Origin of the sequence: Pseudooceanicola sp. LIPI14-2-Ac024, from assembly GCF_042188925.1 — a bacterium.
GTDB lineage: Bacteria > Pseudomonadota > Alphaproteobacteria > Rhodobacterales > Rhodobacteraceae > Pseudooceanicola.
In genome coordinates, this window is the sequence record NZ_CP170102.1 from 3,863,550 (window position 1) to 3,876,772 (window position 13,223).

Here is a 13,223-nt window from a genome sequence, read left to right on the forward strand (position 1 = left end):
TCGCCCGATTCACGAGAGGCCCGCGATGACCGACGCACCGAAAAAGGACAAGCCCTGGCTGTTCCGCACCTATTCCGGGCACTCCACCGCCGCGGCCTCCAACGCGCTTTACCGGACCAACCTCAAGAAGGGGCAGACCGGCCTGTCGGTCGCCTTCGACCTGCCGACCCAGACTGGCTATGACAGCGACCACGTGCTGGCGCGGGGCGAGGTCGGCAAGGTCGGCGTGCCGATCAGCCACCTCGGCGACATGCGCACCCTCTTCGACCAGATCCCGCTGGCTGAGATGAACACCTCGATGACGATCAACGCGACGGCGCCCTGGCTGCTGGCGCTCTACATCGCCGTGGCCGAGGAGCAGGGGGCGTCGGCCGAACAGCTGCAGGGCACCGTCCAGAACGACCTGATCAAGGAATACCTCAGCCGCGGCACCTACATCTGCCCGCCGCAGCCCAGCCTCAAGATGATCGCGGACGTGGCCGAGTATTGCTATCGGAACGTCCCGAAATGGAACCCGATGAACGTGTGTTCCTACCACCTGCAAGAGGCCGGTGCGACGCCCGAGCAGGAGTTGGCCTATGCGCTGGCCACCGGCATCGCCGTGCTGGACGAACTGCGCCCCCGTGTCCCGGCCGAGGATTTCCCGACCGTCGTGGGCCGGATCAGTTTCTTCGTGAACGCGGGCATCCGCTTCGTGACCGAGATGTGCAAGATGCGCGCCTTCGTCGATCTCTGGGACGAGATCTGCCGCGAGCGCTACGGCGTGGAGGAGGAGAAGTTCCGCCGCTTCCGCTATGGCGTGCAGGTGAACTCGTTGGGCCTGACCGAACAGCAGCCCGAGAACAACGTCTATCGCATCCTGATCGAGATGCTGGCGGTGACCCTGTCGAAAAAGGCCCGGGCCCGCGCTGTGCAACTGCCAGCCTGGAACGAGGCGCTTGGCCTGCCGCGGCCGTGGGACCAGCAATGGTCGCTCCGGATGCAGCAGATCATGGCCTACGAGACCGACCTGCTGGAATTCGACGACCTCTTCGACGGCAACCCGGCAGTGGATCGCAAGGTCGAGGCGCTGAAGGACGGCGCGCGCGCGGAACTCGCCAACCTGGATTCGATGGGCGGCGCGGTGAAGGCGATCGAATACATGAAGTCGCGGCTGGTGGAGAGCAATGCCGACCGCGTGAACCGGATCGAGCGCGAGGAAACCATCGTCGTCGGCGTGAACCGCTGGACCGAGGCCGAGCCCTCGCCCTTGATGGGCTCGGACGGCGGCATCATGACGGTCGATCCCGCGGTCGAGGCCGACCAGATCGCGCGCCTCGATGCCTGGCGCTCCGAACGGGACGAGGCGGCCGTCAGTGCCGCGCTCGCGGCCCTGCGCGACGCGGCAGAGAAGGGCGAGAACGTGATGCCCGCCTCGATCGCCGCGGCCAAGGCCGGCGTGACGACAGGCGAATGGGCCGCGCAAATGCGCAGCGTGCATGGTGAATACCGCGGCCCCACCGGTGTCGCGGCGGGCCAGTCGAACAAGACCGAGGGCCTCGACGACATCCGCGACGCGGTCGATGCGGTCAGCGACCGTCTCGGGCGGCGGCTCAAGTTCGTGATCGGCAAGCCGGGCCTCGACGGCCATTCCAACGGCGCCGAGCAGATCGCCTTCCGTGCCCGTGACTGCGGCATGGACATCAGCTACGAAGGCATCCGCCTGACGCCGGAAGAGATCGTGACGGCCGCGCAGGAACAGAATGCCCATGTCGTCGGGCTGTCGATCCTGTCGGGGTCGCACATGCCGTTGGTCGAGGACGTCCTGACCCGCATGCGCGAGGCGGGGCTGGGCCACATCCCCGTCATCGTCGGTGGCATCATCCCCGAAGTCGATGCTCAGAAGATGCTCACCATGGGAGTCGCTCGGGTCTATACGCCGAAGGATTTCGAGCTAAACTCGATCATGCTTGATGTGGTGGCGCTGGCCGACCCGAAAGCCGTCGCCGCCGAGTGAGCCCGCCTGCCGGCGGGCAGGGGAGGATCTCATGAGCGACGAAAGCAGGAAGATCAGGATCACCGGCCGCGTGCAGGGCGTGGGGTTCCGCGCCTGGACGCAGGGACATGCCGAGAAACTGGGCCTCAAGGGATGGGTCAGGAACGAGGAATACGGCTCGGTCCTGGCGCTGATCAGCGGCCCGCGCGACGCGGTCAGCCAAATGGAGACCGATTTCTGGCAGGGTCCGGGATCGGCCGACGTGCGCGATGTTCAGTCTGAAATTGCGGCACCACCCGACCGGGCCGGCTTTGAAATCCGGCACTGAAACCATACGTCCGCGGATAACTGCGCATGACGCGGCGGAAGTGCAATCGTGAATTGTGCTTTAAGGCGTGCCGTCTAACTCGGAAGGCATGTCACATCTCCGGTTCGCCTTTCTGCTCGGCGGCCTGCTTGCGTTGACCCCGCCCGCCCTCGGCCAGGAGGCGCGGTCGACATTGCTGGTCCCCGGCGCCAATGCCTATGCCGCCTCGGGCGGTTACGCGCTGCACCTGTCCGGTGCGGCGACCGCGTTCTCGGCCGACGTGTTCACGCCGTTCCGGCTGTCCGAGCACGGCGCCGACTTCATTCAGGCCAGGGTGAGCTATGGCGGCAGCAGCACCGCGTCCTGGGGGCGGGTGAGCTTTGGCAAGGTTTCGCGAAAGGTGCTGAGCCCGCGCCAGATCGTCGGCGTGAACGCCTATGTCGACGTCGGCAAGAAAAGCACCTCGGACCGGATCGTGGGGCAGGTGACGCTGGGCGGTGAATACGAAAGGCTCGGGCTGGGGCCCGATGCCGACAGCTTGCGGTTCGGCGCCAACCTCTACCAGCCGTTCCGCGACTACACGGACCCGGCCAAGGGGCCCGCGGGCAACGTGCCGCGCCATGGGCTGGACGCTTTTGTCGCCTGGTCCCGCGCCGTGGGTGAGAAGCTGCGCTTCGGTGCGCGGGCCAGCCTGTTTTTCTATCCCGCCACCACGACGCGCAACTCGCAGGGGATAGGGACGCTTTCGCTTGACGGGATGACGACGCGCGGCCTGCCGCCGGGGGCGTCCCTGACCGGCCGGGTCACCGCGCGATACACGCCGGGCGAACCGCTCGCGCCGCTGCTGAATGTCGAGTTCCGCCAGGCGTTCCAGAAATCCGCCCGGGCCCGGCCTGTCGGCGGGCTCCGCCCCAGCCGCTACTGCCGCGTCGAAGCGGGGGAGGAACGGCTGGAGCAGCTGGTCTGCCAGGGGGTGACGAAACGCCGTAAGGCTCGGCGCGAGGATATCCTGGACACCGGTGAACGGGCCAAGGGCGCCTTCACCGTGGCGCCGCCGGAACGGCACCTCGGCTATGGCACGCTGTACATTCCCTGAGGCGCCTCAGCGCGTCGGCATCGGGGTCTCGCCGCTGTAGTCGTAGAACCCGCGCCCGGTCTTGCGGCCCAGCCAGCCCGCCTCGACATACTTGGTCAGCAGCGGGCAGGGGCGGTACTTTGTATCCGCCAGACCGTCGTGCAGCACGTTCATGATCGCAAGGCAGGTGTCGAGCCCGATGAAATCGGCCAGCTCCAGCGGGCCCATCGGGTGGTTCGCACCCAGCTTCATCGCCTGGTCGATCGACTTCACGTTCCCCACGCCCTCGTAGAGCGTATAGACCGCCTCGTTGATCATCGGCACGAGGATCCGGTTCACGATGAAGGCCGGGAAATCCTCGGCCGAGGCCGCGGTCTTGCCGATCCGGTCGACGATGCCGTGGCAGGCCTTGTAGGTCGCCTCGTCCGTCGCGATGCCGCGGATCAGTTCGACCAGCTGCATCACGGGGACCGGGTTCATGAAGTGGAACCCCATGAAGCGTTCCGGCCGGTCGGTGCGCGAGGCCAGTCGCGTGATCGAGATCGACGAGGTGTTCGAGGTCAGGATCGTGTGATCCTGCAGGTGCGGCACCAGTTCTTTGAAGATCGCGTCCTTCACCGTCTCGCGCTCGGTCGCGGCCTCGATCACCAGGTCGGTCTGGCCGAGGTCGGGCAGGGTGAGCGTGGTCTTGATCCGGGCCATCGCCTCGGACTTGGCCGCGTCGCTGATGACATCGCGGCTGACCTGCCGGGCCAGGTTGCGATCGATCAGCGCCAGCGCCTTGTCCAGCGCATCCTGGCTGATGTCGTTCAGCAGGACGTCATAGCCCGCCAACGCCATCACATGCGCGATGCCGTTGCCCATCTGGCCCGCGCCGATGATGCCGATGCGTTCGATCTCCATGTGCCCGCTCTCCGTTCTGTGGTCGCCGGGACAATAGGCGCGGGGCGCGGGGCTCTGCAAGGCCGGGCAGGATTAGGAATGCGTTAGGATTTTTGCGCGACAAGAGGCGCGGGTGAGACAATTTGGTGGTGGGTTCCATGACCTATGAGAAACAGGGCGCCGCGGCGCTGGACTATTTTCCCTGTCGCTACGCCGGCTCCAAGCATTCCTTTCGCGGGCCGCGCAGCCAACTGGACGGCGATTACGTCGCCTTCCTGGGGGGCACGGACACCTACGGGCGGTTCATCCCGCGGCCCTTTCCCGCTCTGGTCGGCGACAGGCTCGGGCTGACCTGCGCCAACCTTGGCTGGATGAACGCGGGCGCGGATGCCTTCCTCAACGATCCCGGGGTGCTGGCCGCGGCGCGGGGCGCGCGGGCGGTTGTCCTGCAGGTGCCCGGCGCACAGAACATGTCGAATCGCTATTACGCCGTGCATCCCCGGCGCAACGACCGCTTCGTCGAGGCGTCGTTCCTGATGCGCCGGGTGTTCCCCGGCACCGACTTCACGGAATTCCACTTCACCCGCCACCTGCTGAGCACCCTGGCGCAGGACGCGCCCGAGCGATTTGCCATCCTCGTGGCCGAGTTGCAGTTCGCCTGGGTCGCCCGGATCAGCGAGTTGATCCGCCAGATCGAACGGCCGGTCCTCCTGCTCTGGTTCGCGGATCACGCCCCGCGCGACGCGTCGGGCATGGACCACGTCGGGGCCGATCCGCTGTTCGTGACGCCCGAGATGATTGCCGCGCTGAAACCCGCCCCGGTCGAGGTGATCGACGCGACCGTCAGCCCCGCCGCGCTGGCCAGGGGCACCGAGGGCATGGTGTTTTCCGAGATCGAGGCCCCCGCCGCGTCCGAGGTGATGGGCCCCGCCGCACATGCCGAGGCGGCCGAACGGATCATCGCCCACCTGGCCGATGTGCTGGCCCTGCAAGGCTGAAACGCAAAGGGCCCGCCAAAAGGCGGGCCCCAAAACCATCCGTAGTGTGCGTGCTAAGCACGCACCGCCACCTCAGAGCTTTTCGGTCAGCGCCGGCACCGCCTCGAAGAGGTCGGCGACGAGGCCGTAGTCGGCCACCTGGAAGATCGGGGCTTCTTCGTCCTTGTTGATCGCGACGATCACCTTGGAGTCCTTCATCCCCGCGAGGTGCTGGATCGCCCCAGAGATGCCGACCGCGACATAGAGCTCGGGCGCCACGACCTTGCCGGTCTGACCCACCTGCCAGTCGTTCGGGGCATAGCCCGAGTCGACCGCGGCGCGGGATGCACCGACCGCCGCGCCAAGCTTGTCGGCCAGCTTCTCGATCAGGGCAAAGTTCTCTTCCGAACCCACCCCACGACCGCCGGAGACGACGATCTTGGCCGAGGTCAGCTCAGGACGGTCGCTTTCGGCAACCTTGTCCTCGACCCACTCGCTGAGGCCCGGGTTGTCACCGGCCGCCACGTTGTCGACCGAGGCCGAGCCGCCGGTGGCGGCCGCTTCGAAGGTCGAGGTCCGGAAGGTGATGACCTTCTTGTCGTCCTTCGACTTCACGGTCTGGATCGCGTTGCCGGCGTAGATCGGACGCTCGAACGTGTCGGCATCGACCACGGCGGTCACGTCGGTCAGGATCATGCTGTCGAGCAAGGCCGCGACGCGGGGCATGATGTTCTTGGCATCGGTGGTCGCCGGGGCCACGATGTGGCTGTAATCGCCGGCCAGCGACACGATCAGCGCCGAGGTCGGCTCGGCCAGGCGGTGGCCGTAGAGGGCATCCTCGGCGCAAAGCACCTTGGACACGCCATCGATGGTGGCGGCTTCCTTCGCCGCGTCGGCGGCAGATGCGCCGGCGCAGAGAACGGTCACGTCGCCCAGGGCCTTGGCGGCAGAGACGGCTTTCGCGGTGGCATCCATCGCCAGCGCGCCGTCGGTGACTTCGGCAAGCAGAAGAACGGCCATTACACGATCCCCTTCTCTTTGAGTTTCGCCACGAGGGTGTCCACGTCGGCCACCATCTCACCAGCCTGACGTGCGGCCGGCTCCGAGGTCTTCACGATCTCAAGGCGCGGGCTGACGTCGACGCCGTAGTCGGCGGCGGTCTTTTCATCCAGCGGCTTCTTCTTCGCCTTCATGATGTTCGGCAGCGACGCGTAGCGCGGTTCGTTCAGGCGCAAGTCGGCGGTGACGATGGCGGGCATCTTGACCTTGATGGTCTGCAGACCGCCGTCCACCTCGCGCGACACCACGGCGCTGTCGCCATCGATCTCGAGGTTGTTGGCAAAGGTCGCCTGCGACCAGCCGGTCAGAGCGGCCAGCATCTGGCCTGTGGCGTTCATGTCGTTGTCGATCGCCTGCTTGCCGGCGATGACGAGACCCGGAGCCTCTTCGTCGATCACGGCTTTCAGCAGCTTGGCGACGGCCAGCGGTTCGATGTCCTGGTGGACGTCGTCGGCGGCGACGATCAGGATCGCGCGGTCGGCACCCATGGCGAGGGCGGTCCGCAGGGTTTCCTGCGCCTGCTTCACGCCGATCGAGACGACGACGATTTCCTCGGCCTTCCCGGCCTCTTTCAGGCGGATGGCCTCTTCGACGGCGATTTCGTCGAACGGGTTCATCGACATCTTGACGTTGGCGAGATCGACACCGCTGCCGTCCGATTTCACGCGGACCTTCACGTTGTAGTCGATCACGCGTTTGACAGGCACGAGCACCTTCATTTGCGCGGTCTCCTCTATTGATCGTCACACCGCGGATTCGCGGTGATTTATGCGTTCTCCCGCGCGTTGATAGCTTGTCGATCCGGGGCGTGACAGTCAAAAAAGGCCGCTTTTCACGCATGGAACGCGACGTTTTGTCCGATACGCGGGTTTCTGTTCCGCTTTGCGGAATTTACGTGCCGCTGCGTCCACCGGCCGGTGCACGGGGTCTTCGCCTGCCCAGAAGTGCCTGACCGATACCTCATTTTCGGCCCGTTTGCCCGCGAAAGTCCGCCCGAGCCAGACCAGCAGGAGAGCAGCGCCGTGTCGAAATACCAGTTCCTCGCCCTTGCCGGTGTCGTCGCCTGTGGCACCGTCGCCTTCCTTGCCGTCGACCGCTACACCCAATCCCGAAACGCCGATGGCACAGCGGGTGGGTTCGACCTGTCCGATGCCGCTGCACTCGTCGGCAAGGTCATGCCGCAGGAGGACGCGCACGGGCCGGAAGCTACGGTCGAGGCGATGCTGGCGACCTATCCCGCCGCCCCCGAAGGCTGGAACCGGCGCGGCTGGCTGGACGAGGACGCTGTCCTGATCGACCCGCCGCGCGAGGTGACCGAACAGGAACGACAGCTCCAGGACGCGATCGCGAACAGCGCCACCGGAAAGATCATCGGCCAGATGGCCTCGGCCGCCGACCGGCGCCGTGCGGATCAGACCGCCGTCTACCAGCAGGGCGACCAGCGCATCGCACTTCACATCGCGCAGACCTCGGCCCGGCAACCGGGCGGCTTTGCCGGCATGGCGATGTCGATGGCCATGGGCAACATGGCCTCGGCACGGCCGTCCTTTGCTCTGGTCCAGGGCGTGCCCTACCGCATCGAACGGGGCGGCCAGGCGTCGGACCCGGTCACCGCCTATCGCATCTACCGCGCTTCGGTGGGCGACGGGATCGAGATCACGGTGTACGCGCAGGCCGACGAAGCGGCGATCTACGAGGTCATCGCCGGTATAGACTACGACGCGCTGAACGGAATGCTGGCCACGCCGCTTGCCGATGTCGGGTCGCATGTGCCGACCCTGCCGCTGGACGAGCAGCCCTCGCTTGCCGCGCAGATGGAGGCCGAACGCATCGACCGTCTCAGGGCCGAGGGCGCCAGGGCCGAGGACGGGTTCAAGGCGATCGGCGGGGCGCTCGCCACGCAGGCGCCCGAAGCGCAGGCGACCGCGGACGAGGCCTCGATCACCACCCGGATCGCGGGGTTCTTCTCGGGCGGGGCGGCCGAGGACGAGGCGGAAAAACCCGCCGAGGTCCGTGTCAACCGCGCGAGCAGCGGCAGCGACACGACGGTGCGCCGCGCCGCGGCGGGGGGCGGCAGCTGCCAGATGGTCGGCGCGATGAAACGCTGCACCGTCACCTCGGACTGAGGCGCTGCCCGGTCTGACCGCAACCGTCCGCAACGTGGTCGGTTTTGTGCGTTCAGGCGTCGGATGACAGGTGCGGCGCTTCCGGATTCTCGGCCATATGTGGACCGGCAATCCAGCGGAGCCTTGTGCCATGAAAACCCACGTAAAAGCCCTTGTCGTCGGCGGCGGCGCCGTCGGCACCTCGATCGCCTACCACCTTGCCCGCGCGGGCTGGTCCGACGTCATGCTGCTGGAACGCGACGAACTGACGAGCGGTTCGACCTGGCACGCCGCCGGCCTGCTTCCGCTCTTCAACATGAGCTACGCGACGACCCACATCCACAAGTACTCGGTCGATTTCTACAAGTCGCTGGAGGAAGAGACCGGGCTGAACGCGGGCTTCTTCGTGGTCGGCAACCTCCGCATGGCGCAGACCGACGCGCGGATGGACGAATACATGCTCTATGCCTCGACGGCCGAGACGGCGGGCGTGCCCTATGAATGGATGACCCCCGCGCAGATCAAGGACCGCTGGCCGCTGGTGCGCACCGAGGATCTGAAAGGCGCGATCTACCACCCGACGGACGGTTACATCAATCCGGCCGACGTGACGATGGCGATGGCCAAGGGTGCCCGCCAGCGCGGCGTGACGATCGAGCGCAAGTGGCAGGTCGATGCCTACGACTGGACCGGGTCGGAATGGCGCGTCACCTGCTCGAAGATGGTCGAGAAGGGCGGCAACCTCGTCGCCTCGGACGAGCAGGTGGTGATCACCGCCGAACACGTCGTCACGGCCACCGGCAACCACGCGCAGCGCACCGCGAAACTGCTGGGCATCAAGACCCCGGCGATCCCGGTCGAACACCAGTTCATCGTGACCGAGCCCGACCCGGCGCTTGTCGAATGGCGCAAGACCAACGAACAGCACCCGGTCCTGCGCGACGCCGACGCCAAGTGGTACGTCCGCGAGGAGCGCGGCGGCTGGATCCTCGGCCCCTACGAGCGCAACGCGCCCGCGCGTTTCGAATACGGCGTGCCAGACAGCTTCCGCGCCGACCTCTTCCCGCTCGACCTCGAGCGGATCGAAGAGGAATACATGTCAATGATCCACCGCATTCCGTCCTCCGAGCACGTCGGTCTGAAGGACGATTTCAACGGCCCGATCTGCTACACGCCGGACGGCAACCCGCTGGTCGGCCCTGCGCCGGGGCTGCGCAACATGTGGCTGGCCGAAGGATTTTCGTTCGGGATCACGGCGGCTGGCGGCACCGGTCACTACCTCGCCCAGATGATGGTGGAGGGCGAGGCCGAGATCGACATGGCCTCGCTCGACCCCAAGCGCTACGGCGCGTGGATGACGACCGAGTACGCGGCGCGCAAGAACGAGGAGTGCTACGAGCACGTCTACATCCTCCACCATCCCGATGAGGAACGCGAAGCCTGCCGCCCGCTGCGGACCTTCCCGGTCTACGACCGGCAGAAGGCGCTCGGCGCCCAGTTCGGCCAGGTGAACGGTTTCGAGCGGCCGAACTACTACGGGCCGAAGGACGCGCCGTCCTCCTTCGACCACGACGCCCGCAGCTTCCGCCGCGGCGGCTGGTGGCAATACGCGCAGGCAGAGGCGCAGGCGATCCGCGAGACGGCGGGCCTGATCGACGCCTCGGCCTTTGCCAAGCACGTGCTGACCGGGCCGGGGGCGGAGGCGTTCCTCGACTGGTTCACCACCAACAAGCTGCCCAAGCCCGGTCGGATCAACCTGACCTATGCCCTGACCGAGGCCGGCACGACCCGCACCGAATACACCATCCTGCGGGAGACGCCGGAGCACTGGGTGCTGATCTCGGCCGGCGCCTGGCACGCCTATGACCGCGACAACCTGCTGAAGCTGGTGGCGGACAAGGAACACGAGTTCGGCCGCATCAACGTCGAGGACTGGACCACCCGCTACGGTGCCTTTGCCCTCGCCGGGCCGAAGTCGCGCGACATCCTGAAAGAACTGATCAAGGATCCGGACCCCGAGACCGCGCTGTCGAACAAGCGGTTCCCGTGGCTGTCGTGCCGCAACATCGAGCTGGGCATGTGCCCGGTCGTCGCCGTCCGCGTCGCCTACACCGGCGAACTGGGGTGGGAGCTGCATTACCCGGTCGAGTTCCAGACCTACCTCTGGGACCAGCTGCTCAAAGCAGGCGAGAAGCACGGCATGAAGCTGGTCGGCGCCCGGGCCCAGAACTGGCTCCGGCAGGAGAAATCCTATCGCGCCTTCGGCAACGAACTGGGCCGCGACGCCACCCCGCTCGAGGCCGGGCTCGACCGCTTCGTGGATCTCGACAAGGAGTTCCGCGGCAAGCAGGCGATGTTGGACAAGGGTATCCGTTCGCAATGCGTGACGATCCTGATCGACGGGCCGGGCGACGCCGATCCCTGGGGCCGCGAGGCGCTTTACGACGGCGATACCAAGGTGGGTCGCCTGACCTCGGGCGGGTATTCGGTGGCCTTCGGCAAGTCCATCGGCATGGGCTATGTCCGCCCCGACCTCGCGGTGCCGGGCACGAAGCTCAAGGTGAGGATGTTCAACCAGCTCTGGGATGCCGAGATCGCCGAGGACAGCCCCTACGATCCGACCAACGCGGTGATCCGCAAGGACGGCTGACCGGGCGGGGCGCCAGCCGCCACGGAACCTGAAACCAGGGGATAGCAGGGGACCGTCCCGGCAGGCCCGGCCCCCTGCGAGAAAGGCGGCTGGCCCTTCCCTGGTGCGGTCACCGGTCTCCACCTGTGCCGCCCGACCAGCGTCGGAGATTCTGGTTAATGGATGGTTACCCCCTTGGACCCAAATCCGCAGGGGCAGAGGGGCATGCAGCCCCCGTCGGCGTCACTGCCTGCGGCGGCTGAGCCAGGCGCGGAAGTCGGACGCCGAGCCGTTGAAGACGTTCAGGTCGACATCCGTGTAGAACCCGGGGGCGAGGCCGGTGCCGCTGTATTGCCAGAACGTCCAGCGATGCCCGGGATAGGTCTGCGACGGGTGATCGGCGGTGCTGCGCAGCCAGAACTCGTAATTGCCCAGACGGTCCATCTCGTTGCGTTGGAAGAAGTCGGGGGTCGAGTAGATCACCGGCCGGGTGCCGTAGTGCGCCTCGAGCATGTCGAGAAAGATCTTGGCCTCGCGCCGCACATGCTCGGCCGGGGGGCGGATGGTGCAGGTCGGCGAAAACGGCGTCCATTCCATGTCGAGCACTGGCGGCAGGCCGCCCGGGCTGCGCGGGACGTTGCGGATGAACCAGCGGGCCTGTTCCGCGGCGGGGCGGCACCAGTAGTAGAAGTGGTAGGCCCCGCGCGGAATGCCGGCCGCCGCCGCGCCGCGCCAGTTTTCCTCGAACCGCGGATCGACGCGATCGCCGCCCTCGGTGGCCTTGATCCAGGCGAACTGCATGCCGGCGGCGGCGGCGCGGTCCCAGTAGATGCGGCCCTGGAACCGGGACACGTCGGTGCCGTGCACCGCGTATTGCGCGGGCACCCGTCCGTGCCATTCGTGCGGCTTCCGATCGCTGAACTGCGCGGGCAGGCCCGCGACGGCGCGGATCACCGGCGGGGTACGGTTCTCGCCCTCCGGCGCGGAGCCACCGCCGCAGGCGGCAAGCGTGGCAAGGACAAGGGCGGCGGCAAAGCTGCGGAACATGGTCGGACCTGTCAGGCGAAGCGGGTGGGAGAGAGCGCGGCGATCACCGCGGCGGGCAGGGCGGGCGCGCGGCCGGCGATCAGGTCGGCGGCCAGCTGGCTGGCCGCGGGCGCGGTCTGGAAGCCATAGCCGCCCTGGCCGGCGAGCCAGATGAACTCCGGCGCCTTCGGATCGCGCCCGATCACCAGCGCGCGGTCCGGTGCGAAGCTGCGCAAGCCGGCCCAGGAATGTTCGACCCGCGTGACGGGTTCGGTCACCATCTCCTCGTACCGCGCGAGGCCTTCGGCCAGCACCATGTCGTCGGCCCAGGCGTCGTGCGGTTCGGTGGCATCCTCCTCCGAGGGCGAGACGATGAGCTTGCCGGCGTCGGGCTTGGCGTACCAGCGTTCGCCGACCGCGTCGATGAAGGGCCAGTCTCGGGTGTCGTGCCCGCCGGGGGCCGGGATCCGCGCCATCGAGCGGCGGTGCGGGACGATGCCGATCGGCGCGACACCGGCCATGGCGGCGACCTCGTCGGCCCAGGCCCCCGCGGCATTGACCAGCACCCGCGCGGTAATCTCTTCGCCGCCTGCGGTGACGCGCCAGACCCCGCCGTCTCGCGCGATCGCCGTGACCCGCGCGCGGGTGCGGACCTCGGCCCCCGCCGTGCGGGCGGCGCGGGCAAAGTTCTGGATCAGCAGGTCGGTGTCGAGGTCGCTGGTGTCGTCGCGCAGGGCGGCGCGGGTGACGACCTCGGGGTGCAGGATCGGAACCAGCCCGCGCGCCTCGGCCACCGACAGCTCGGTCATCCCGAACGAGGTCATTTCCTCGGCAAAGGCCGTCTCTTCGCCGCGCCGTCCGATCAGCAGCATCGGTTTCGGCGAGAGCACACCGCCATCGGCATGGGTGTGGTGATCGACACTGGCCGAGTTCAGGGCGCGTACGGTGGCATTGCCGTAGCTTTCCAGGAACATCGCGGCCGAGCGGCCCGAGGCGTGGTAGGCCAGTGCCTCTTCGCCTTCGAGCAGCAGGAGGGAACCAAGCGGCGCCAGGCGCGCCGCGACCGAAACGCCGGCGACGCCGCCGCCGATGATCAGGAAGTCATGAGGGGTGGTCATGGCGCTAAGATGGCAGGCTCAGCGCCACTGGCAAGACCCCTGTGACGGCATCCAGTCGAAAGCGCGTGGC

At 67.3% G+C, this 13,223-nt stretch carries 11 protein-coding genes; 6 read left to right on the forward strand and 5 right to left on the reverse strand.

Annotation, left to right across the window (positions count from 1 at the left end; genetic code table 11):
• Nucleotides 1-25: 25 nt before the first annotated feature.
• The 3 genes from ACE2AC_RS19005 to ACE2AC_RS19015 all read left to right on the forward strand — a co-directional run bounded on the left by ACE2AC_RS19005 (nt 26) and on the right by ACE2AC_RS19015 (nt 3,378).
• Nucleotides 26-1,996 (forward strand): methylmalonyl-CoA mutase family protein, encoded by a 1,971-nt coding sequence (locus ACE2AC_RS19005; protein ID WP_375689239.1) that lies wholly within the window; start codon nt 26-28, stop codon nt 1,994-1,996.
• Between the two features lie 31 nt (nt 1,997-2,027).
• On the forward strand, nt 2,028-2,303 hold the full coding sequence (locus ACE2AC_RS19010) for an acylphosphatase (protein WP_375689241.1): 276 nt from the start codon (nt 2,028-2,030) through the stop codon (nt 2,301-2,303).
• A gap of 88 nt (nt 2,304-2,391) precedes the next feature.
• Entirely contained in the window at nt 2,392-3,378 is a 987-nt protein-coding gene (locus tag ACE2AC_RS19015) for a hypothetical protein (RefSeq protein ID WP_375689243.1), read from the forward strand.
• Between the two features lie 6 nt (nt 3,379-3,384).
• Here the strand turns inward: ACE2AC_RS19015 and ACE2AC_RS19020 are convergent, their stop codons facing one another.
• A complete protein-coding gene (locus ACE2AC_RS19020) occupies nt 3,385-4,260 on the reverse strand; it encodes a 3-hydroxybutyryl-CoA dehydrogenase (protein ID WP_375689245.1) in 876 nt (291 codons plus the stop codon).
• Between the two features lie 137 nt (nt 4,261-4,397).
• Between ACE2AC_RS19020 and ACE2AC_RS19025 the strand changes: the two genes are divergently transcribed.
• Nucleotides 4,398-5,237: a DUF6473 family protein gene (locus ACE2AC_RS19025; protein ID WP_375689247.1), complete on the forward strand. Its 840-nt coding sequence runs from the start codon at nt 4,398-4,400 to the stop codon at nt 5,235-5,237.
• A 72-nt stretch (nt 5,238-5,309) separates the two neighbouring features.
• On the opposite strand, the gene ACE2AC_RS19030 is transcribed toward ACE2AC_RS19025, so the two are convergent.
• Nucleotides 5,310-6,236 (reverse strand): electron transfer flavoprotein subunit alpha/FixB family protein, encoded by a 927-nt coding sequence (locus tag ACE2AC_RS19030; protein WP_375689249.1) that lies wholly within the window; start codon nt 6,234-6,236, stop codon nt 5,310-5,312.
• On the reverse strand, nt 6,236-6,994 hold the full coding sequence (locus ACE2AC_RS19035) for an electron transfer flavoprotein subunit beta/FixA family protein (protein ID WP_375689251.1): 759 nt from the start codon (nt 6,992-6,994) through the stop codon (nt 6,236-6,238). Before ACE2AC_RS19035 ends, ACE2AC_RS19030 begins: the two co-directional genes overlap by 1 nt.
• A 303-nt stretch (nt 6,995-7,297) precedes the next feature.
• On the opposite strand from ACE2AC_RS19035, the gene ACE2AC_RS19040 reads away from it, so the two are divergent.
• Both ACE2AC_RS19040 and ACE2AC_RS19045 read left to right on the forward strand, forming a co-directional pair.
• Nucleotides 7,298-8,401, forward strand: a complete 1,104-nt coding sequence (locus ACE2AC_RS19040; RefSeq protein ID WP_375689252.1) for a hypothetical protein — start codon at nt 7,298-7,300, stop codon at nt 8,399-8,401.
• A gap of 130 nt (nt 8,402-8,531) precedes the next feature.
• A complete protein-coding gene (locus ACE2AC_RS19045; protein WP_375689254.1) occupies nt 8,532-11,030 on the forward strand; it encodes an FAD-dependent oxidoreductase in 2,499 nt (832 codons plus the stop codon).
• Nucleotides 11,031-11,252: 222 nt separating this feature from the next.
• Here the strand turns inward: ACE2AC_RS19045 and ACE2AC_RS19050 are convergent, their stop codons facing one another.
• Both ACE2AC_RS19050 and ACE2AC_RS19055 read right to left on the reverse strand, forming a co-directional pair.
• Complete coding sequence (locus ACE2AC_RS19050; RefSeq protein WP_375689256.1) at nt 11,253-12,056, reverse strand: GH25 family lysozyme; 804 nt, start codon at nt 12,054-12,056, stop codon at nt 11,253-11,255.
• A gap of 11 nt (nt 12,057-12,067) precedes the next feature.
• Nucleotides 12,068-13,153 carry an NAD(P)/FAD-dependent oxidoreductase gene (locus ACE2AC_RS19055; protein ID WP_375689258.1) on the reverse strand — a complete coding sequence of 362 codons (1,086 nt, stop codon included), beginning with the start codon at nt 13,151-13,153 and terminating at the stop codon, nt 12,068-12,070.
• Nucleotides 13,154-13,223 lie beyond the last annotated feature (70 nt).